The 21234-nt window shown below is 68.0% G+C and carries 17 protein-coding genes and 1 riboswitch; of the genes, 11 read left to right on the top strand and 6 right to left on the bottom strand.

Features of this window, described 5'->3' with window-relative positions:
- Nucleotides 1-44: 44 nt before the first annotated feature.
- From ACILRJ_RS03755 to ACILRJ_RS03785, 7 genes are all read left to right on the top strand, one after another.
- Complete coding sequence (locus tag ACILRJ_RS03755) at nt 45-593, top strand: UPF0149 family protein (protein WP_395680522.1); 549 nt, start codon at nt 45-47, stop codon at nt 591-593.
- Between the two features lie 52 nt (nt 594-645).
- Nucleotides 646-1959 (top strand): aminopeptidase P N-terminal domain-containing protein, encoded by a 1314-nt coding sequence (locus tag ACILRJ_RS03760; RefSeq protein ID WP_395680524.1) that lies wholly within the window; start codon nt 646-648, stop codon nt 1957-1959.
- Complete coding sequence (locus ACILRJ_RS03765) at nt 1956-3392, top strand: AcvB/VirJ family lysyl-phosphatidylglycerol hydrolase (RefSeq protein WP_395680526.1); 1437 nt, start codon at nt 1956-1958, stop codon at nt 3390-3392. The genes ACILRJ_RS03760 and ACILRJ_RS03765 overlap by 4 nt, the downstream gene beginning before the upstream one ends.
- 82 nt (nt 3393-3474) lie before the next feature.
- Nucleotides 3475-3924, top strand: a complete 450-nt coding sequence (locus ACILRJ_RS03770; RefSeq protein WP_395680528.1) for a hypothetical protein — start codon at nt 3475-3477, stop codon at nt 3922-3924.
- A 10-nt stretch (nt 3925-3934) separates the two neighbouring features.
- Nucleotides 3935-4960: a DUF2167 domain-containing protein gene (locus ACILRJ_RS03775; protein WP_395680530.1), complete on the top strand. Its 1026-nt coding sequence runs from the start codon at nt 3935-3937 to the stop codon at nt 4958-4960.
- Nucleotides 4961-5053: 93 nt separating this feature from the next.
- Nucleotides 5054-5419: a hypothetical protein gene (locus tag ACILRJ_RS03780; RefSeq protein WP_395680532.1), complete on the top strand. Its 366-nt coding sequence runs from the start codon at nt 5054-5056 to the stop codon at nt 5417-5419.
- 71 nt (nt 5420-5490) lie between these two features.
- Nucleotides 5491-7128: a diguanylate cyclase gene (locus ACILRJ_RS03785; RefSeq protein ID WP_395680534.1), complete on the top strand. Its 1638-nt coding sequence runs from the start codon at nt 5491-5493 to the stop codon at nt 7126-7128.
- Between the two features lie 54 nt (nt 7129-7182).
- Here the strand turns inward: ACILRJ_RS03785 and mprF are convergent, their stop codons facing one another.
- Both mprF and ACILRJ_RS03795 read right to left on the bottom strand, forming a co-directional pair.
- Nucleotides 7183-9813, bottom strand: a complete 2631-nt coding sequence (gene mprF, locus ACILRJ_RS03790) for a bifunctional lysylphosphatidylglycerol flippase/synthetase MprF (RefSeq protein ID WP_395680536.1) — start codon at nt 9811-9813, stop codon at nt 7183-7185.
- A gap of 38 nt (nt 9814-9851) precedes the next feature.
- On the bottom strand, nt 9852-10682 hold the full coding sequence (locus tag ACILRJ_RS03795) for an alpha/beta hydrolase (RefSeq protein WP_395680538.1): 831 nt from the start codon (nt 10680-10682) through the stop codon (nt 9852-9854).
- A gap of 195 nt (nt 10683-10877) precedes the next feature.
- Between ACILRJ_RS03795 and ACILRJ_RS03800 the strand changes: the two genes are divergently transcribed.
- The 3 genes from ACILRJ_RS03800 (at nt 10878) to ACILRJ_RS03810 (ending at nt 15324) form a co-directional block, all read left to right on the top strand.
- Complete coding sequence (locus ACILRJ_RS03800) at nt 10878-11459, top strand: ECF-type sigma factor (RefSeq protein ID WP_395680540.1); 582 nt, start codon at nt 10878-10880, stop codon at nt 11457-11459.
- Entirely contained in the window at nt 11456-14002 is a 2547-nt protein-coding gene (locus ACILRJ_RS03805) for a protein kinase domain-containing protein (protein ID WP_395680542.1), read from the top strand. Before ACILRJ_RS03800 ends, ACILRJ_RS03805 begins: the two co-directional genes overlap by 4 nt.
- A gap of 206 nt (nt 14003-14208) precedes the next feature.
- The gene (locus ACILRJ_RS03810) at nt 14209-15324 is read left to right on the top strand and encodes a choice-of-anchor Q domain-containing protein (protein WP_395680544.1); all 1116 of its coding nucleotides are present in this window, start codon (nt 14209-14211) and stop codon (nt 15322-15324) included.
- Here ACILRJ_RS03810 and ACILRJ_RS03815 read toward each other — a convergent pair.
- The 4 genes from ACILRJ_RS03815 to ACILRJ_RS03830 form a co-directional block, all read right to left on the bottom strand.
- The gene (locus ACILRJ_RS03815; RefSeq protein WP_395680546.1) at nt 15307-15687 is read right to left on the bottom strand and encodes an MmcQ/YjbR family DNA-binding protein; all 381 of its coding nucleotides are present in this window, start codon (nt 15685-15687) and stop codon (nt 15307-15309) included. The two genes, ACILRJ_RS03810 and ACILRJ_RS03815, sit on opposite strands and share 18 nt — an antisense overlap.
- 13 nt (nt 15688-15700) lie before the next feature.
- Nucleotides 15701-17026, bottom strand: coding sequence for a Xaa-Pro dipeptidase (gene pepQ / locus ACILRJ_RS03820; protein ID WP_395680548.1), 1326 nt, complete (start codon nt 17024-17026; stop codon nt 15701-15703).
- Between the two features lie 60 nt (nt 17027-17086).
- Nucleotides 17087-17611: a DUF3016 domain-containing protein gene (locus ACILRJ_RS03825; RefSeq protein WP_395680550.1), complete on the bottom strand. Its 525-nt coding sequence runs from the start codon at nt 17609-17611 to the stop codon at nt 17087-17089.
- 100 nt (nt 17612-17711) lie between these two features.
- Nucleotides 17712-18878 (bottom strand): FAD-dependent oxidoreductase, encoded by a 1167-nt coding sequence (locus ACILRJ_RS03830; RefSeq protein ID WP_395680552.1) that lies wholly within the window; start codon nt 18876-18878, stop codon nt 17712-17714.
- Nucleotides 18879-19146: 268 nt separating this feature from the next.
- Nucleotides 19147-19242: riboswitch (TPP riboswitch) on the top strand.
- 88 nt (nt 19243-19330) lie between these two features.
- On the opposite strand from ACILRJ_RS03830, the gene thiC reads away from it, so the two are divergent.
- Nucleotides 19331-21208: a phosphomethylpyrimidine synthase ThiC gene (thiC, locus tag ACILRJ_RS03835; protein ID WP_395680554.1), complete on the top strand. Its 1878-nt coding sequence runs from the start codon at nt 19331-19333 to the stop codon at nt 21206-21208.
- The last annotated feature ends 26 nt before the right edge of the window (nt 21209-21234 follow it).

Genomic DNA, 21234 nt, shown 5'->3' on the forward strand with positions numbered 1-21234 from the left:
GACAGCGGCTAGACTTGCGGCTGCTCCCCTCGACCCGTTTGTGCATGATGTCGCCCAGCTATCGCCGCGTCTCCACCACCCTCGCCGGCCTGCGCATCGGCGTCCATGCAAGTGACCTGCACGGCTCCCTGACGGGTTACCTGTGCGCGGGCGGTCGCGCCGGTGCGGACGACTGGCTCGATCGGCTCGAATTGTCGCCGGCGGATGCGCAGGCGGCACGCGACGACACGCTTGTCGCGCTGCGCGCGGCCGCGCTGGCCCAGTTCAACCACGACCCGGCGCAGGTGGAGCCGCTGCTGCCGGATGCGGGTGCGGCATTGGCGTTGCGCGCGGACGCGTTGGTGGAGTGGTGTCGCGGCTTTCTCGGCGGCTTCGGCCTGGTCGGCAGCACCTTGCACGCATCGTTGTCCGATGACGCGAACGAGATCCTCGCCGATTTCGGCGCGATCGCGACCTCCCGCCTCGAGATCGAGGGCGGCGCAGGCGACGAGCAGGCCTATGCCGACGTGCTCGAGTTCGTGCGCGTCGCGGTTGCGCGCCTGCATCGCGAGACCGGCGAATCGCGACAGGCGGCGGCGCGTTTGCTGCATTGAATCGCGGGTGAGGCGCTACACTAGCGCCCGACATCCACCACCACCGTCGCCGATGATCGAACCGAGGGAATACGCGCGCCGGCGCAAGCAGCTCATGCGCATGGCGGGTCCCGACGCGATCGTGATCGTGCCCGCCGCACCCGAGCGGGTGCGCAACAACGATGCGCACTATCCGTATCGCCAGGACAGCGATTTCCATTATCTCAGCGGCTTTCCGGAAGCCGACGCCGTGCTCGCGCTGGTGCCGGGGCGCGCGCCGAGCGAGACGATCCTGTTCTGCCGCGAGCGCGACGCCGAGCGCGAGCGCTGGGACGGCCCGCGCGCCGGCACCGAGGGCGCGGTCGCCGTTTACGGCATGGATGATGCGTTCCCGATCGACGACATCGACGACATCCTGCCCGGCCTGATCGAGGGTCGCACGCGTGTCTACTACCACTTCGGCCGCGACGCCGAGTTCGACCTCAAGCTGATCGGCTGGGTCAACCGCGTGCGCGCGCAGATCCGCCATGGCGCGAAGCCGCCGCACGAATTCGTCGCGCTGCCGCACCTGTTGCACGACCTGCGTCTGTACAAGTCGCGCGCCGAGCTGCGTTTGATGCGCAAGTCGGCGCAGATTGCCGCCGAGGCGCATCGTCGCGCGATGCGCGCGACGCGCGCCGGCCTCAACGAACACGAGATCGAGGCGGAGTTGCTGCACGCATTCCGCAAGCACGGCGCGGTGCCGAGCTACGAACCGATCGTCGGCGGTGGCGCGAACGGCTGCGTGCTGCACTACCGCGCGAACAACGCGGAGCTGCGCGATGGTGACCTGCTGCTGGTCGATGCCGGTGCCGAATACCAGTGCTACGCATCCGACATCACGCGCACCTGGCCGGTCAACGGCCGCTGGTCGCCCGAGCAGCGTGTGCTCTACGAGCTCGTGCTGGCGGCGCAGCTCGCCGCGATCGACGAGGTGCGCGCCGGACGCACGTTCGATGCCTACCACGAAGCCGCGGTGCGCACCCTGACCCGCGGCCTGTGCAAGCTCGGCCTGCTCGCGGGCAGCGTCGAGAAGAACCTGCGCGAGCACACCTATCGCAAGTTCTACATGCACAAGACCGGGCACTGGCTCGGCCTCGACGTGCACGATGCCGGCGACTACCGCATCGACGGCGAATTCCGCGTGCTCGAACCCGGCATGGTCGTCACGGTCGAGCCGGGCCTGTACATCGCGCCCGATCTGAAGGGCGTGCCGGCGAAATTCCGCGGCATCGGCATCCGCATCGAGGACGATGTCGTCGTCACCGACGGCGAGCCGGAGGTGATCTCGGGCGATGCACCGAAAGATGCCGACGAGATCGAGGCGATCATGGCGGCGCGCGCATGAGCCTGCTGCACCTGCTGCTGGCGCTCCTCGCGAGCGCCGCTCCCGCGCAGCTCTCGTCTCCCGACTCCCGCTCCGCCACGGTCGAGTACGGCCTGTTCGGCCCGCTGCACCTCAGCCGTCCGGACGGCGAATTGCGCCACACGGTGTTGTTGTTCTCCGACCGCGACGGCTGGACGCCGCGCCAGCAGGGCCTCGGCGAGGCCCTCGCACGGCGCGGCGCGTTCGTCGTCGGCATCGACCTGCCGGCGTACCTCAAGCGGATGGAGGCGATCAAGGACGCGTGCTCTTATCCCGCCGGGCATGTGGAGGAGGCTGCGCACTGGATCGAACGCCACGAAGGCGCCGCGGACTATTCGCTGCCGTTGCTGATCGGCGACGGTGCCGGCGCGACGTTCGCCTACGCGCTCGGTGCGCAGGCGCCGGCCGGCACCTTCGAGGGTCTGGTTACTCTTGGCTGGGATGCCGGGCTGCGTCTTCCGAAACCGTTCTGCGCCGGCGATGCGGGTGCGATGACCATCGCGACCGGGGCCGGTGATTTCCGCGTCGGCAAGGTGGCGAAATTGCCGCTCGACTGGCGGCCGCATCCGTTCGCACCGGGCGCGCGCATCGATGGACTCGGCGTGCCGCTCGCGACCGTCTGGCGCCTGCTCGGCAGCGTGCTGCCGGCGTACGCGTCGAGCGATGCGAAGGCGGATGCAGGCGCGCTCTACGCGCGCTGGCGCGCACGCGATGCCGCGTCCGTCGCGGCACTGCCGGACGACGTCGCCGATTTGCCGCTGACCGAAATCGCGCCGACCGCCGCCGCGGAGGAGCCGGCGAACGCGCATCGCATCGCGATCATCATCACCGGTGACGGCGGTTGGGCCGGCCTCGACCGTGGCGTCGCCGATGCGCTCACCGGTGACGGTGTGCGCGTGATCGGTTTCTCCACGCTGAAATTCTTCTGGCACAAGCAGACGCCGGACGCCGCCGCTGCGGCGATCGCGCGCGTGATCGCGCACTACGGCGGGCAGGATGCCGACGCGCGCTTCGTGCTGATCGGCTATTCGTTCGGCGCGAGCCTGGTGCCGGTCATCGCGAACCGGCTGCCGGAGGCGGTACGCGCGCGCGTGCAGGGGGGCGTGATGATTTCGCCGGACGACACCGCGGTGTTCGAAATCCATGTCGGCGACTGGTTCGGCTCGACCCATCACGACGACGCGTTGCCGCTCGGTCCGGAGGTCGCGCAGGGCAAGCTGCCGCTGGTGTGCGTGCATGGCGTCGACGAGGACGACAGCTTCTGCGTGACATCCCAGGCGGCGGGCGTGCGCGCCGTTGCGCTGCCGGGCGGACATCACTACGACGGCGACTACGCAGCGCTCGGGCGCGCGATCCTCGCCAACCTGCCCGCTGCCCCGGACGCCGATCATGCGCCGCCTGCCGCGCAGAAGTGACGCCGGCGCCGCGGCTTCGTCTATGCTTTGCCTGCCTGTGCCGGCCGCCAGCCGGCCAAAGGGAGGGGGGACTGGCATGCGCATGCAGCGGAAACATGTCCTGGCGGCCTTGCTCGGCGGCGTGCTCGCGCTCGACGTTTTCGCGCAGACGCTCGACGAGGACGAGGCGCGCATCGAGGAGCTGATGAATGCGCCGGCCACGGTACGGTCGGTCGCGCCCGCACCGGCCGCATCGGCCACGGTCGACGATTCGATCAACGAAACGCCGATCGCCGCCGCGGTGGTCGCGCCGGCGCAGAGCGCGGACGACGAATGGCTGGCGCCCAAGCAGAACGAAAACGCAATGGAGTTCGCCGATCTCGCGCACAGCATCGGCGCGCGCGTGTCGATCGTCACGACCAATGAGCGCGAGCACCATGGCGTGGTGACCTCGGCCGACGCGAAGCAGGTGACGATCGAAGTCCGGCGCAAGGGCGGCAATGCGAGCTATGTGCTCAAGAAAGAGCAAATCCTGAAGATCGAATCCCGCTGAAGGACCCTGCATGTTCACGGCGCTTTACCTTCTCGTGGCGTTGCCGCTCGTCGCCGGCCTGCTGTACCTGCTCGCGCTGGTGCGCGTGTGGCGTTCGAACCAGACGCTGGCGATCCTCATGCTGCTGCTCTGGCCGGTCGGCCTGTACGTGCTGGTGAAATACTGGAACGAGAAGGAGGAGGGCGTGCGCACCCCGCTGCTGGCGTCGTTCGCGGCGGTGGGCGTTTGGCTCGGGTTTCTCGCCTGGGGGCTCGGCTACCAGCCGCCAGCGACGGCGCAGATGGCCGATGGCGACAGTGACGCACAAGAACAGGCGCCCGCAGACGATGACGGCATCGGCGCGAGGCTGCGACGCTCGGTCGCCCTCGCGAACCTGCCGAGCAGCACCGGCCGGGTGGATTTCCCCACCGCGCATGCGTCGATCGATGTGCCCGCGCATTTCCGCTTCATCGACCGCGCGGCACTCGCCACCGCGTTCGCCGGCACCGAGGACGAGCCGGACACGCAAAGCATCGGCTGGCTGGTGCACGAACGCGTCGACCTCACTACAAGGGACGCCTGGCACGTGGATGTCGATCACATCGCCGACGGCTTCATCAGCGACGACACGTTCACCTCGCAATCGCGCGAGACCCTGCTCGCTGCGGCGAAGCAGGCGACGCGCACCCTGTCCGACCGGCAGGAAGCCGGCGAACCACCCTACAGCCTGGTCGGCTACCCGGAACTTCCGCGTCTCGATCCCGCCGGCCACAGCGTCGCGTGGGTCGCCGAGATCGCCTACGACGGCAAGCCGCAGCACGTGCTCGACTGCACGGCGATCAAGCTTGGCCGCAGCGGCGCGTTGGTGTATTCGATCAGCGAGATCGACCCGTCGCGCCGCGAGCTGTGCCTTCGCAGCGTGCGCCTGCTCGCCGGCCGCAGCGCGTTCGAGAAGGGCCAGACCTACGCCGACCGCTCGCGCCTGCTCGACAAGAAGGCCGGCTACGACCTGGTCGGACTGGTGACCGGAACGTGGGCGGCGACGCAGCCGCAATAGGTGGTGGGCGCAGCGGCGCCTCCAGGATTCAGCTCGCTGAGCTTCCAGTGGCCGCCCGCGTGCCGCAGCTCCCTTCCCGGCAGGTGAAACAGGATGATCAAGAAGACGCTCGCACCCGTACTGCTGATGGCCGCATCTCTTGCCGGCGCCGCCCAACCATCGGAGGAGGAAGCGAAGGCACTGATGCGCGACGTCAGGAGGGTCGATGCCGAGCTGAAGCGCGATGTCGGTCTGAGCATCCATGAAACATCACTTCTCCTGCACGGGAGTTCGACCACCTACCAACCCAAATGGGTATTGGAACGCAGCGGTGATTTGAAGTTGCTCCAGCGCATGGAGACGAAGGGCTTCATTCGCTTGCATGTCCAAAAAGGATTGCCTGATGGCAGGCAGTCGGAAGAGGAGTTCGTCTCCTATGAGGCGACCGACCGCGGGCTGTTGATCATGGCGGTGCTGTAGCGCGAACCCTGGGCGAATTGCGGGGCAATTTTGTTTACACTCGGCCCACCATACGTATCCGGAGCCACCTGATGCGCCTGATGCGCATGCTGTGGCGATGCCTGCTTTGCATGCTGCTGTCCACGGTCGCGCTGGCGCACGAGGTCGAAGTCGCCCGCCTGACCGTCGCGCCGGTGCAGGATGACGTGCAATCGGTGCGCGCGGTCCCTGCGGGGGACTGGTCCGCGGTCGACGCAATCCGGTACGAGCAGACAGCGAGTTGGTGGCGCTTGCAGCTTGCGCCCGGCACCCGGATCTCAAGCGATTGGGTGCTGGCGGTCAAGGAAGTCTACGACGCCGAGTTGGTGGCCTATCTGCCTCCGGACTACCGTCCATTGCCGATATCCGGGTTTGATTCGAATCGACTACAGATCGGCTCGCGCCACCGACTCGCGCTGACCCTGCCCGCGCAATACGCTTTGCAGCCGGTCTATCTGCATCTGGTGGACGGTCGCCATCAACCCATGCGGGTCAGCGCGGCGCCGCTGCTCGACTACGTGGCCGAAGACCTTGCGCGGGTGCGCTACACCAGCATGATCCTCGCCGCCCTGTTCCTGCTTGGCCTGGTGGCGGCGATCTATTCGGTGGCGTTGCGACGCTGGCACCTGCTGCTGTTCGCGTTCTGGGTGTTGACCGCGGCGATCTACGTGATGGTGATGAGTGGCGAGATCGTCGCGTTCGTGCATGATGCGGGCCTTTTGCGGCATTCGATGCGCTTGCTGTCGGTCTCGATCAACATCGGCCTGGTCGCGGTCTATTTCTTCATCATCCAGTTCCTCTCCATCCCCGACCACTATCCGCGCGTGGCGCGGCTGATGTACGCGATCCTGATCGGCAGCGTGGCTTTGCTCGGCCTGCTGATCGTCGATCCGGGTTCTTCGTTCGGCAATCAGGCGAACAACATCGCCGTCATTGCGCTGGCGCTCCTCTCGCTCGGGGTTGCGGCGGCGCGCGCACGCGCGGGTTCCATGCAGGGCTGGTTCTTCCTCGCCGGCTGGGGAGTGCTGTCGATGGCCGGCACGTTGCGCGCGGGATACTTCCTGCAATTGCGCGGCACGCCCGACTGGCTCGAAGTGCTGCACCCGGCCGCGCAGGTGTTCGGTGCGCTGGTGCTGGTGCTCGCCACCGCGCGCGCGGCGCGCTACGCCGAGCGCGAAATGCAGGTGGCGCGCAGCGTCGCGCGCACCGATCCGCTGACCCGCTTGCCGAATCGGAGCCGCCTCGATCGCGACCTCGGCGAGCTCATGCTGCAGGCGGACCAGGGCGGGCAACCGCTGTGCGTGTTGTTCCTCGACCTCGATCACTTCAAGGCGATCAACGACCGCCATGGCCACGCCGTCGGCGACCGCTGTCTGGTGATGGTCGGCAACCTGTTGCGTCGGCACGTGCGCGCGAGCGACCTGATCGTGCGCTATGGCGGCGAGGAGTTTGTGATCGCCCTCGACGGTGCCGGTCGGGAGCGCGGCATCGCGGCCGCGGAAACCCTGCGCGCGGCGGTAGAGGAGACCGGAAAGGAAATCGACGGGCGCAGGATCGGCCTTACGGTTTCAATCGGGCTTGGCGACTACCGATCCGGCGATCGCGTCGAAACCCTGCTTGCCCGCGCCGATGCAGCCTTGTATTGCGCCAAACGCGAAGGACGCAACCGCGTCGCGGTCGATCTGCTGTAGCGCATTCCCGCACTCGTATCGCGGAGCTCGCTCCGTTGCCTGGGTCGATCCGGGTCACCGGCCGCGGAGGAAGCGCCGGTAGCCGCCGGCGACCAGTGCGGCGATGTCGATGAGCAAGCCGGGTACCCACAGCCCGCGCGGGTACGCGAGGTAGGATCCGGTCCATTCGGGCTGGAATTTCTCCTTGTAGCGACGCAGGCCCTGGTAGTTGTAGAAGCGCCCGCCGTACTGGAACGCGAGTGCGGCGAGGCGCTCGTTGATGCGCGCGTAGGGGTTGTCGCCGACGGCGGACAGGGGCGCCATGCCGAGGCTGAAGCTCGCGTGGCCGCTGTCCTTCGCCCACTGCATCACGCGTGCGAACAGGAAGTCCATGGTGCCGCGCGGGGCATCGTCGACGTGGCGCATGAGGTCCACGCTGGCAGTACCGTTCGGTCCGTATGGCGGCAGCACGTTCGCGAATGCGATCAGTTTGCCCGAGCGGCGCACCAGCGCGAGCGGGCTCCACGCGAAATAGTCCGGATCGAAATGGCCGAGCGAAAAGCTCTTCTCGTGCGCGCCCTTGTCGGCGAGCCACTGGTCGGAGACGTGCTCGAGTTCGCTCATCAGCACGGTGTCGAACGGCGGTTCCACCATCTCGAACGTGAGCTGTTCCTTGACCGAACGGTTGACCGCCTGGCGCAGGTCCTCCCAGCGCTTGCCGGCGAGCGTGAATTCGTCCAGCCGGATGGTCGCGAGTTCACCGAGCTTGAACAGGTCGAAGCCGAGGTCGTGGTACAGCGACAGGTCGGGCTCGAGGACTTCGTAGAACAGCGGCACGCGGTCCTGCGCGTCGGCGAACTGGCGGAAGTCGAGGATCGCGCGCTTGATCGCGGCCTCCGGTCCGCACGGTGAGCCGAGTGCGACAAGCCGGTCGCGCACCACGCCGTAGGCGACCACCGCATGATGGTCGCCGGACCAGAACAGGTGCTTGTCGCGCATGAACGAGAGGTGCGCGAACTCGCCGCCGCCGTGCGCGTGGTAGATGTCGCGCGCGCGTTCGAGTTCCTCGCGCGCGGGCAACTTGAGCGCCGGCCTGCGCACCGCAAAGAACTGCCAGACGAAATACGCGAACACGCCGACCAGCGCGGCGAACAGACCGCGCACGAAGCGCGAGGAATGTTCGCCGAAGCCGAAGTACCACAGGTCGAAGCTGTCGTCGCCGAGCATGGTGCCGACGCCGACCGCGAAGAATGCGAGCACGACCACGATCAGGCCGGCGAGCCAGGTGAAGGTGGTGAGCGAGGTCAGGCTCATCGCGCGCTGGGTGAACTCGCGCTTGCGCAGGCGCAGCAGCGCGGCGATCGTGAGCAGGAACAGTGCCTCGCCGAAGTGCAGGCCCTTGGTCACCGCCAGCAGGGCGGCGAAGATCAACAGCGGCTGGGTCAGGTTGTAGGCCACGCGCAGGCGGCCGTCGATGCCACGACCGAGGCCGAGCAGCAGCACGCCGGCGAGCACCGACAGCCAGTACGAACTCTCGACCGCCGCCAGCGGCAGGAACTGCCGCACCACCACCGTGTGTTCGTGCACGGCGGGGATCGCCGCAGATGCAAGCAGCAGCAGGCCGGCGCCGAAGGTGAGGATCGCGAGTGCGCGCATGCCGAGGCCTGCGAGCAGGTTGGCCGGCAGGCCGAGTACGCCGAACAGCGGATGGGTCTGCAGGCGCTGTGCCGCGCGCGTGACACCGGGCAGTTGCCCGACCAGCATGCCGGAGCCGACATAGAGGCCGCCGAGCAGCGGCAGCAGGTAGTAGGCGATGCGGAACAGGAACAGGCCGGACAGCACCTGTGCATTGTCGTAGCCGCCGCTGGAAAGCGCGAGCAGCATGAGTCCGTCGAACACGCCGAAGCCGCCGGGAATCAGGCTGAGCAGGCCGAGGGTTTGTGCCGCGGCGAAACTGCCGAGCAACGGACCCGGTTTCACGTGCGCGCCGGAAAGGTACAGGCAGCCGTACAGCACCGCCGCGCTCAGCACCCAGTCGATGAACGACAGCGCGGTGAGTGCGAGCTTGAGACGCAGCGGCGGCAGTTCGCTTCCGTGCGGCAACCAGCGCATCACGCGCCGGCGCGAGGTCAGCACGAAGAACGCGGGCAGGTAGCAGGCAGCCGCGAACAACACCGCCAACGCGATCCAGTGCATCGTCTCGGTTGGCGTGATCGGACGTGATCCGAGCGCAAGCGTGATCAGGATCAACACCGACAGACCGAGCGGCAGCGACAGCACCTGCAGGCCGATCAGCGCCGCGCCGCGCGCGAGTTCGACCTTGCGCGCGGCAAAGCCGAGCAGGCGCACGCCCGATCCGATCGCACCGGACAGGTTGAGGATGTTCGCCAGCGCATTCGCGACGAACGCGAGCCGCAGCATGTCGCGGGTCGGCACCGGCAAGCCGAGCCAGCGCGCGATCACGACATCGATGAGTCCGGTGAACGCGACCGCGGCGAGCGCGAGCACGCCGACGCCGAGCGCGGGAAGAGTAGGCACGCCGAGCAGGGTGCGCTGGATCTCCGGCAGGTCGAACTCGTCGACACCGAGCCACACCAGCCAGCCGACCAGCAGCAGGAATGCGACCGGCACGAGCCAGCGCAAGTGGGCGCGACGGCTGCGGGCGGCCGGTGCGTTCGATGCAGCGGATTCGGTGGCGGCGCTCATCGGCTTGGCATCATCCCTGATTACGCGGGGATGCGATTCTAGTGCGCGGTCCCGCAACCGGCACAGCCACCGTCAAGCAGGTCGTGCAGGCTTTGCTGGTACTGCGGCATCCAGTTCTTCGGCACGCCGAAGCCGTGGCCGACCTTGGGCAGCAGGATCGCCTTCGAGTCATGCTGGCCGGCAGCGAACTCGCCGGCGAACTTGGGGTCGCAGACCTGGTCACTCTCGCCCTGCAGGATGCGCCAGCGCGCCTGCACGGTATCGATCTTGTCGAACACCCAGGTTGGCGGCTGCTTCTGCCAATGTGCGGTCAGGCCGCCTTCGCCGCGGCAGAACGGCTTGTGGATCAGCAGGTCCGGGCAGAAGCCGAGGCTGATGCCGCCATCGAAGCGCTTGCCGGCATCCGCGGCGAGTGCGGTGTAGACGACCGTTGCGCCGGACGAATATCCGACGAGTACCGGGCGCGTGTCCGGTGGCAGCTTCAGTTCGCGCATGAGGCTGGCGCCAAGCCGCGCCAGCGCGCCGTCGGCGTCGCTGCACTGGCCGTCGCCGCCATCGAGTGCCTTGAGGTACTCCGGCGTGCTGAAACCCGCGACCCAGTAGCCGAGCGCGGACGCCTGGTGCGCCATGTCGGTCACGCCAAGGTTCCAGCCGCCGTCGCCCGACGCGAACAGCACCAGCCCGCGACTGTCGACCTTCGGCCGGTAGACTGCGATTTCGCCGAAGCCGCCGACATGGATCCAGCGGTCGACCTGCGGGTCGCGCACTGGCGCCTTGGTCCCGTGTGGTTTGGGTGCGCTCGCGACTGCGTGTGCGCTGACAACAGCGGCAAGGGTGAGGGCGGCCAGCGGCCAGATGCGGCGGATCACACGGACATCCCGTGAAAGGATGGCGCACGCTAGCGGATGCGCGCAGTGCTGTCACGCTTTGCTGCGCTCGCCCATGGCCAGCGTTCATCTTTCGCCCCGCCCTTGTAGCGAAGCTCGCTCCGCTGCTCTTCTGCCGTGTGGTCCTTGTGACGGATTGCCGCTGCGGCGCATCATGCCTGACGCAGGAGAGCGACGATGAATCCGGACGCGAACGGTGGAGACGAAACCGCTGAGTTGTTGCGACGTTGTTCGAGTGGCGATGCGCAGGCCTACGACACGCTGTTCGCCGCGATCTATGCGGACCTGCACCTGCGTGCGCGCCATCTCGCGCGAGGCGCTGGTGCGACGCTGTCCACCACGGCGCTGGTGCACGAGACCTACCTGAAACTCGCCGGCCGTGGCCTGGCCCTGAACGACAGGGCGCACTTCTTCGCACTTGCCGCGGGTGCAATGCGTCAGGTGCTGCTCAACGGAGCGCGCGACGCGCTCGCGCAGAAGCGCGGCGGCGGCATGAAGGAGACGACGTTCGATGGCGCGCTGGCGGTGCCGTCGGAAGCCGACGATCGGGTCGACATGATCGCCCTCGATCACGCGCTGCAGCAACTGGCGGCGACCGATGCCAGGCTCGCCCGCGTGGTGGAACTGCATTTCTTCGCCGGACTCGGGTTCGCCGAAGTCGGCGAGTTGCTCGGCCTCGCCGAACGCACGATTGCGCGCGACTGGCGCGCCGCGCGCGCGTTGCTCCAGATGCAACTCGAAGCAGGCGAGCGCGGATGACTGGGCAAAGGGTCGGGCCGCTTTCCGAAGGGGTCGCCGACCGTCTGCGCGAAGCGCTGGACCTGGCCGTCGACGATCGCGCGGCATGGCTCGATCGCATCCGCGTCGAAGATGCCGCTCTGCATTCGACGCTGCAGCGCCTGCTGCAACTGGATGCCCGCGACGATCTTGTCGTCGACCGTTCGCTCGATTCGCTCGCCGCCAACGCGTTGCAGGTGTGCGAGACGACGCGGACCAGCGAACGCATCGGTCCGTACCGGTTGCGGCGCAAGCTCGGCGAAGGCGGCATGGGCAGCGTGTGGCTGGCCGATCGCGTCGAGGGGGGATTCAGTCAGCAGGTCGCGTTGAAGCTGATCCGCCTCGGCATGGACAGTGCCATCGTGCTCGCGCAGTTCCAGCGCGAGCGCGAACTGCTCGCGCAACTGAATCATCCGGACATCGCACGCCTGCTCGACGGCGGACTGGACGTGCACGGCCGTCCCTGGTTCGCCATGGAATACGTCGAAGGCAGCGACCTGCACGAGTGGATCGCGCACACCGATGCCGACACGCATGCGCGGCTCGACCTGTTCCTGCGTCTGTGCCGCGCAGTTGCCTACGCCCACCAGCGCCTGATCGTGCACCGCGACCTGAAGCCGTCGAACGTGCGGGTGCGCGCGGACGGCACGCCGTGCCTGCTCGACTTCGGGATCGCCCGGCTGGTCGAAGTCGAGAGCGCCGAAGACGCGACCACCGGGCATCGCTTCCTGACCCGCGCCTACGCCGCGCCCGAGCAGCTGAGCGGCGGCGTGCTGACCACGGCGACCGATGTGTTCGCGCTCGGCGCACTGCTGTTCGAGCTGCTTACCGGGCTGCGCTACTCGAGCCAGCGTCGCGAAGATGGCGCCGTGACCCGGCCGAGCGCGGCCGTACGCACCGCCGCGGGAACGACATCGCGCCACGCCGGTACGTTGCCGTTGCGCGGCGATCTCGACGCCATCGTCCTGCGTGCCCTCGCCGCGGAACCGCAGCGCCGATACGCCGGCGCCGAAGCGCTCGCCGATGACGTCGAGCGCTTCCTCGACGGGCGTCCGGTAGTGGCGCGTCCGGACAGCGCGCTGTACCGGATCGGCAAGTTCGCTCGCCGCAATCGCCTTGCCACGGCCGCCGCCGGTGTTGCCGTGCTCGCGATGATCGTCGGCACCGCCGCCAGCCTGTGGCAGGCACAGCGTGCCGAGCGCATGGCCGATCGCGCCGAACGCAGCAAGGCGTTCCTTGCCGGGTTGCTCGAGGACGCCAATCCGTTCGACGACCATCCCGGGCGCAAGGCACCGCCCGATCGGCTGCTCGACAACGCCATTGCGCGCATCGAGCGCGACTTCGCCGATGCACCCGAGGTGCAGATCGAGATGCGCCAGCTGATCCAGATGACCCTGGTGCGCATTGGCGATCCGCAGCGCGCGCGCCTGCTCGCCCAGCGCAATGCCGATGCAGCGCGCCTGCGCTACGGCGATGATTCGCCCGAGTTCGGCGTCGCCCTGGCCAACCTCGGACTGGACCAGGAGCAGAGCGGGGACGCGAAAAGCGCGATGGCGACGTCGACCCAGGCCGAGCGCCTGCTGCGCGATGCCGGTCCCGCCTACGCGCGCGAACACATCTCCTCGATGACCAGCCTGGCAAAGCTGGCCAATGCGCGCGGCGACGCAGCAGAAGCCTTGTCGCTGCACGAAGCGGTGTTGCGCGAGCGACAGGAACTCGATGGTCTGGAGAGCCGCGACGTCGCGATGGACCTGATGAACCTTTCGGCCGACGCGTTCTACGCCGAACGGTACGACGAGGCCGAGGCGCTGGCACTGCGCTCGCACGCGATGGCGGTCAAGCTCCTCGGCGCGGAGCATGCGCGACTCATCTATGTCGACAACATGCTGGGCCTGGCACAGGCGCATGCCGGTCATGTGAGCGAAGCACTCGCGACGTTGAACGCGACCGAACGCCGGGCGCGCGCCACCCTGAAGCCGGATGCGCCGATGCTCGGCAGCGTGCTCGGCTCGCTCGGCACTGCGCGCTATCTCGCGCATGACTACGATGGCGCCCTCGTCGCGCTGGGAGAGTCGCGGCGCATCCTCTCCGACAGCAAGCAGACGATGCGGGGACGCGTGACCCTGCGCCTTGGATTGGTGCAGCTGGCGCTGCGCAGATCCGAAGCGCTGGCGACGCTGGAGGCGAGCCGTAGCGAACTGGCCGAGTCGGGCGGAGGCGCAGGGTACGCGGCGTGCGCGCGCGCCGCGTACGGTGTCGCGCTGGCGCGTACGGGCGATGCCGCGGGCGGCGAGAAGGAAGCACGTGGGGCGAGGCAAGACGTGCGCGCCGGAAAGGATGCAGGCAGCACGCGGTCCGGCGAAATCGACCTCATGCTGGCCGACCTGCTGCAACGGCCCGAGCAGGCGCAGGAAGCGCTCGGCCTTCGGCGTGAAGCGCTCGCCGTGTACCAGCGCGTGCTCGGCCCTGCGCACCCGCGCACCCGCGCGCTGGCTGTCCTGCTCGGAAGCCGGATCGACGCCTGAGTCGGCGGGTTGGCGGTCGGTCCGCCATCGACCATGTCATGAATTGCCGCGAAAGCGGGATTGCTTGAGTCACACCGACTGGAGCGAGTCTCATCGCCCGCTGCAGCACAAGCGATGGCCTCGCGGGAGAACCCCATGCGCGACTATCAGTGCCCGATCCCTTGTCGGCGTGCGCACACCTCCAACCTCTTCCAGGATGACTTCCAATGAAATCCCCAGGCCACCCGCCGCGGCGTACCGACGTCGTGGCGACGAGTCGTCGCCGCGCCATTGCAGTGCTGCTGCTCGCATCCCTGTTCGCGCCGGTTTCCGCGGCCACATTCTGCGTGCACGATGGCGTCGAACTTGAAGCCGCACTCGCGAGCGCGTCGACCAATGGCCAGGACGACAACATCAAGCTGGCGCCCGGGGCGTACACGCCGAGCGGCGCCAGCTTTGCATACCACTCCAGCGACCTGCACGGACTGACGATCAGCGGGGGTTACGCCGCTCCGCCGGGGTCGCCGCCCTGCGGGATCTTCCTCGGCGGTGCGCAATGGAGCGTGCTGGACGGAGCCGGCAGCAAGCGCCTGCTCGACACGTTCGTGCAGGGCGCGTCCGCTGCGCCGGTTTTCGTTCATGACCTGAGTCTTGCGCATGGCGCGGCCGACAGCTCCGCAGTTCTCAACATGAGCGGATCGAGCGACTGGACCGGCGATCTCATACTGGAGAACGTCTCCGTGCACGCGAACACGAGCTGGCTCGCGATCGCGCAGCTCAGCGCGAACGGGCGCATCTTCGTTCGCAGCAGCGAATTCTTCGACAACACGTCGACCGGCGGCTCCGGCGTCATCGTCGCCCTGGCCACGAATCGACCCGGCAGCGGCGTCGCGATCGCCTTCAACAACAACAGTATCGCCGGCAACAGCGTGCCGGCGACTTCAACCCGGGCGGGTCTTGCCGTCGGGGGCAATGGTCCGGGCGACGTGCACATCGCCAACAGCATCTTGTGGGGCAATGGTGGTACCGACCTCAGCCTGACCCCATCCGGCGCCGTAATCCTCGATCACGACGACATCGGCACGCGCGCAGTGGGCGGCGGCGTAGTCGTCACGGACACGAGTCCGTACCTGGTCGATCCGCATTTCGTCGCGCTTCACGACCTGCGCCTGCGCGCCGACTCGCCGCTGCGCGATGCCGGCCACACCGCGCCGATCGGCGGCAGCGGCGGCACCGACGTCGACGGCGCAGCGCGCGTCGTGTTCGGAATCGTCGACATCGGCGCCCACGAAGTGCAGGACCGGATCTTCGACGAAGGCTTCGATTCAGAACTTGGACCGTGACGGCGAGCACTCGAGCGCCTTCCGCTGGCGGGCGATCGAAAGCGAGCCCAGCGCCCTGTCATAGGACCAGGCCACCAGCTCCTTCAGGTAATCCGCAGGCACCGAATGCACATCGACGATCGTGACCCAGTGGAAACGCGCCATGTAGCGCGCCGGCTTGATGCCTGGAATGCCGGTCAGCTCGAGGAAGCGGTCGGGCGTGGTGCGCAGACTGAATCGCCATTTCTCCGGCTCGGACAGCTTGAAGTACGCGAACTGCCTGCCGCCGACTTCGTAGAGCAGGATGTTGTATGGCGGATCGAGCGCGCGCGAGGTCGCGCCGGGGAAGCGCGCGCAATACGCTCTGAGCGCGCGCGTATCCACTCCCGCGCTCGTATCAGCCGAGCGCCGCGAACGCATCGCGCGTGAGGTTTTCCGGCTCGCCCTCCGTGCAAACGACATCGTCCTCGATGCGGATGCCGCCGTACTTGCGGAACGCCTCGACGCGCGTCCAGTCGACGTCCTTCGCCGCGGGCTTGTTCTTCAGTTCCGCGAGAAGCATGTCGATGAAGTACAGGCCCGGCTCGATCGTCACGACCATGCCCGGCTCGAGTGCGCGCGTCATGCGCAGGTACGGATGGCCGGGCGGGCGCGGCAGCGTGCCGCCGCGGTCGCTCGCCATGAAGCCGGCGACGTCGTGCACCTGCAGGCCGATCGGGTGGCCGAGTCCATGCGGGAAGAACGTCGAGGTGACGCCGCCGTCGAGGGCGGCCTCCGGGCTCATGCGGACGAACCCGTGGTCTTTCAGGATGCCGCCAAGCACGATGTGCGCGTGCACGTGCAGGTCGGGATAGCTCTGGCCCGCGCGCACCTTCGCGACGAAGCCGCGCTGCGCCGCGTCGACCGCATCGATCAGTGCCTGGAATTCGGTCGCATCGGCGGCGGCGTAGGTGCGCGTGATGTCGCTGGCGTAGCCGTGGAAGCTCGCGCCCGCGTCGATCAGGAACGAGCGCGCATGCGCCGGTGGTGCATGCTGCAATTCCATGTAGTGGAGCACCGCGCAATGCTCGTTCAGCGCGATGATGTTGTTGTATGGCAGTTCATCGATCTGGCGCGCCGCGGTCATGTAGGCAAGATGGATGTCGAACTCCGACACGCCGGCGCGGAACGCACGCTCGGCGGCGCGGTGTGCGCGCGCGCCGATCTTGCTGGCGACGCGCATCATCGCCAGCTCGTAGGCGGTCTTGCACGACCGCTGCCAATGCAGGTAGTCGAGCACGCCCTGCGGATTGTTCGGCGCGAAGCCGTCGAGGCCGGTTTCGGAGACGATCGCGCAGCGCGCGGAATCGCCGGGCAAGTGCGCGCGCGCGTCCTTCGCTTCGCGGATGATGACGACGTCGAAATGCTCGACCCAGTAGCCGGCCGGTGCATCGGGCACGACGTGCCAGTAATCGTGCGGTTGCAGGTAGACGAGCCTGGGCCGCTTGCCCGGCGTGTACACGAGCCACGAGCCCGGCGCCTTCGTCACCGGCAGCCAGTGCTTGAAATGCGGGTTGACCGCGAATGGATACGGTCGGTCGTCGAGGAACTGCATGGCGGGCTGGCCCGCGCCAATCACGAGGTGCTCGAAACCTTCACGCGCGAGCGCCTCGTCGGCGCGCGCCTTCAGCGTCGCGATGTGCGCTGCGTACAGCGGGTGCAGGTCGGGATGCTGGGTGTCCATCGCGGGCTCCGGGCAGGGAACCCGCATTGTGCCGCGATCGGCGCGCGCCCGGTAGCGTGCTCAGCGAGGCCCTGCCGCGAACTCCTTGCGCAGCCACTGGTCGAGCAGGCGCTTCTCGAAGCGCAGCGAATCCGTCTCGTGCGCCCCGTCGCGCATCAGGAACGCGCTGTCGCGCAGCATGCGCTCGCCTTCGCGCACGATGCCACCGTTCGCATCGATCAGGCGGAAGCGGAGGTCGATGCGCGGCGGGTAGATGTCCCTGACGATGCGCACGTCGTCGAGGCGTGGCCCGTGCCAGGGTTCGTAGTTGCCGGCACGTTGCACATCGGTGAAGGTGACCTCGAGCCGGTCGCCCGGCGGCAGCACGCGTTCGGCGCGCTTGCGCAGATGCTGCGCGAGCGGGTCGAGCCACTCCGCCGGCCGCATGTCGCGGAAGCTGCGGTAGTGCTTGAGTTCGGTGAACTGCGCCGGATCGGTCCAGTCGACGCGCACGCGCGCGTCGTCCGCCGCGACTGCGGAGAGCGAGACGAACAGCAGCGCGAAGGCGACGAACGGCGTGCTACGACGGCGGGCGGCAATGTTCATGCACGGGTTCCAGGGATTTGATGTCCTGAGGACGTGGCTTGGACGCCTGCCGTCGCAGGAAAGTGCCGTCAGGTCGCCGTGCGATTCAGCCGCGGTTGCGTCAGCGCCACCAGCTGCGCTTGGTGCCGGCGAGGATCTTCAGCATCTGCGGTTGCAGGTACGGCAGGCGGCCGAGCGGACCGAAGCAGGCATCGCGCAGCGGCCCGAGCGTGCGCGAGCCGGACTGGAACAGCGGTGTCAACCAGCGGCTGACGAACTGGTAGATGGCCACGTGGCGCGCACGCTCGCGGGCGTACGCCGCGAGCGCGTCGTCGAGGCGCGCCTGCGCGCCGATCGCCGCCGCCAGCGCCTGCGCATCGAGCAAGGCCATGTTCGCGCCCTGGCCGAGTTGCGGGCTCATGCCGTGCGCGGCGTCGCCGATGAACACGACACGACCGCGCCATGCCTTGCGCAGAACGACGTCGCGATAGCGCGCGCGATTGAGTTGTGCCGGACCGGTCAGCGCGCGCGTGCGCTCGGCGAGCTCCGGCCAGATCGCGGCGACGTCGGCCTGCATGCGCTCGAACGCGGCATCATCGAACGTGTCGACGGCGCTGCCGGGCAGGCTGTAGTAGAACGTCAGCCAGCGGCGCGTGCCGGTGTCCGGTCGCAGACCGACCGGCAGCACGCCGAACATCGTGCGCGTGCCGTCGTAGCGCTGGCGCAGTTCGTCCATGGTCGGCCAGTCGTCGGCCGGCAGCAGGCACCACATCGCGCCCCACGGATAGAGCGGATCGCGTCGCGCCAGTCCGCTCGCGCCGCGCAGTGCCGAATGCGCGCCGTCGGCGACGACAACCAGATCGAAGCCGTCGTGCGAGCGACCATCGGCCGCGACCACGGTGCCGTCGTGTACTTCGACGATGCGTGCGCCGGTGCACACCTCGGCGACGCCGGCGCAGCAGCCGTGCAGAAGATCGAACAGCGCGCCGCGCGTCATGCCGAGGCCGAACGCGTCCGGCGCGAGCCGCGCGTAGCGCATGTCCATGACCAGCCGCCCGCGCGGATTGATGCCATGCAGGCGCGTGATGCGCGCGCCGCGTTCGAGCGCGGCATCGCGCAGGCCGAGCGCCGCGAGCACGCCGAGGCCGGTGGGTTGCAGCAGGAAGCCCGCGCCCACCGGACGCAGTTGCAGGCTCTGCTCGAACACGCTGACCGCATGGCCTGCACGCGCGAGGAAGATCGCCGCGGCCTGGCCCGCCGTGCCATAACCGACGATCGCGATGCGCATGGGCGTGGACTGTAGCAGCGCGTAGTGCCCGGTTCGAAGGGTTTGGCTGCTGCATGGCGCGTTTCGTACTCCGCTGCGCTCGACACGAACGGCCGGAAGCGCCGTACCAACGAACAAGAATCCGTTCGCCCTGAGCCCAGGCGCGTAGCGCCGGAGTCGAAGGGTCCGCAGCCGATTCGACTCCGCTCGCTGCCGCTCGCTGCGCTCAACGCGAACGGTGTGAAAACCGCCGCGGGTGGCCGCGGCGGGGCGAACGTGCTTCAATGCCGCCCTGAAGCGGGGGTGCCCGGCATGGCCGGGCTGAGAGAGTCCCTTTGAACCTGATCCGGCTGACACCGGCGTAGGGAGCTTGATGAGGCTTTGCGTGCATCCCCGCGCGAAGCGCGAAGACCGCGCATCCGCTGCGGGCTTCCCACAAGGCTCCTCGCCGCATCGATATCGAGGAGCCTGCAATGAATGCCCTGCCTTCCGACCTGCTGCGCGAGACCGCGGAGCTGTCCGAATCCGTGACGCGCCCGATCCCGGGCTCGCGCAAGATCCACGTCGAGGGCTCGCGAGCCGACCTGCGCGTGCCGATGCGCGAGATTGTATTGGCCGACACGCCGTCGATGTTCGGTGCGGAGAAGAACGCGCCGTTCACGGTCTACGACACCTCCGGTCCGTACACCGATCCGGCGTACGCGGTCGACCTCGCCGCCGGCTTGCCCGCGTTGCGCGCGCGCTGGATCGACGAGCGCGGCGACAGCGAACGCCTCGCCGATTTCACCTCGCCGTTCACGCGCCGTCACGCGCTCGCGCCGTCGCTGGCCGCGGTGCGCTTCCCGGAAATCCCGAAGCCGCGCGTCGCGAAGGCGGGCTCGAACGTGTCGCAGATGCACTACGCTCGCCGCGGCATCGTCACGCCCGAGATGGAGTACGTCGCGATCCGCGAGAACCAGCGCATGGAGGCGATCCGCGAGGCGCACCTGCTGCGCCAGCACGCGGGGCAGTCGTTCGGCGCATCGATCCAGAAGCTCATCACGCCGGAATTCGTGCGCGAGGAAATCGCGCGCGGCCGCGCGATCATCCCGAACAACATCAACCACCCGGAAAGCGAGCCGATGATCATCGGTCGCAACTTCCTCGTGAAGATCAATGCGAACATCGGCAATTCCGCGGTATCGAGTTCGATCGCCGAGGAAGTCGAGAAGATGGTGTGGGCGATCCGCTGGGGCGCCGACACCTTGATGGATCTCAGCACGGGCAAGCACATCCATGAAACGCGCGAGTGGATCCTGCGCAATTCACCCGTGCCGATCGGCACCGTGCCGATCTACCAGGCACTGGAGAAGGTCGGCGGCGTCGCCGAGGACCTCACCTGGGACCTGTTCCGCGACACGCTGATCGAGCAGGCGGAGCAGGGCGTCGACTACTTCACGATCCACGCCGGCGTGCGCCTGCCGTTCGTGCCGCTGACCGCGAAGCGCGTGACCGGCATCGTCAGCCGCGGCGGTTCGATCATGGCCAAGTGGTGCCTCGCGCATCATCGCGAATCGTTCCTCTACGAGCGCTTCGAGGAGATCTGCGAAATCATGAAGGCGTACGACGTCGCCTTCTCGCTCGGCGACGGCCTGCGCCCCGGGAGCATCGCCGACGCGAACGACGAAGCGCAGTTCGCCGAACTCGACACGCTCGGCGAGTTGACGCAAGTCGCATGGAAGCACGACGTGCAGGTGATGATCGAAGGCCCCGGCCACGTGCCGATGCACCTCGTCAAGGAAAACATGGAGCGCCAGCTCGAGAAGTGCGGCGAAGCGCCGTTCTACACACTCGGGCCGCTGACGACCGACATCGCGCCCGGCTACGACCACATCACGAGCGCGATTGGCGCCGCGATGATCGGCTGGTACGGCACCGCCATGCTCTGCTACGTGACGCCCAAGGAACACCTTGGCCTGCCCGACAAGCAGGACGTACGCGACGGCATCATCACCTACAAGATCGCCGCGCACGCAGCCGATCTCGCCAAGGGCCATCCCGGCTCGCAGGCGCGCGACAACGCACTCAGCAAGGCGCGCTTCGAGTTCCGCTGGGCCGACCAGTTCAACCTCGGTCTCGATCCGGAGAAGGCGAAGGAATTCCACGACGAAACGCTGCCGAAGGATGCGCACAAGACCGCGCACTTCTGCTCGATGTGCGGCCCGAAGTTCTGCTCGATGAAGATCACCCAGGACGTGCGCGACTACGCCAGGGAACACGGCGTCGGCGACGCCGAAGCGCTGGATGAAGGCATGGCGGAGAAGGCGAAGGAGTTCCGCGAGCAGGGCGGCGAGGTGTACCGGGCCGGTTGACCGCGACGAGCATCCGCGCGCGCCTC

This window comes from Dokdonella sp., from assembly GCF_044227025.1.
Classification (GTDB): domain Bacteria; phylum Pseudomonadota; class Gammaproteobacteria; order Xanthomonadales; family Rhodanobacteraceae; genus Dokdonella_A.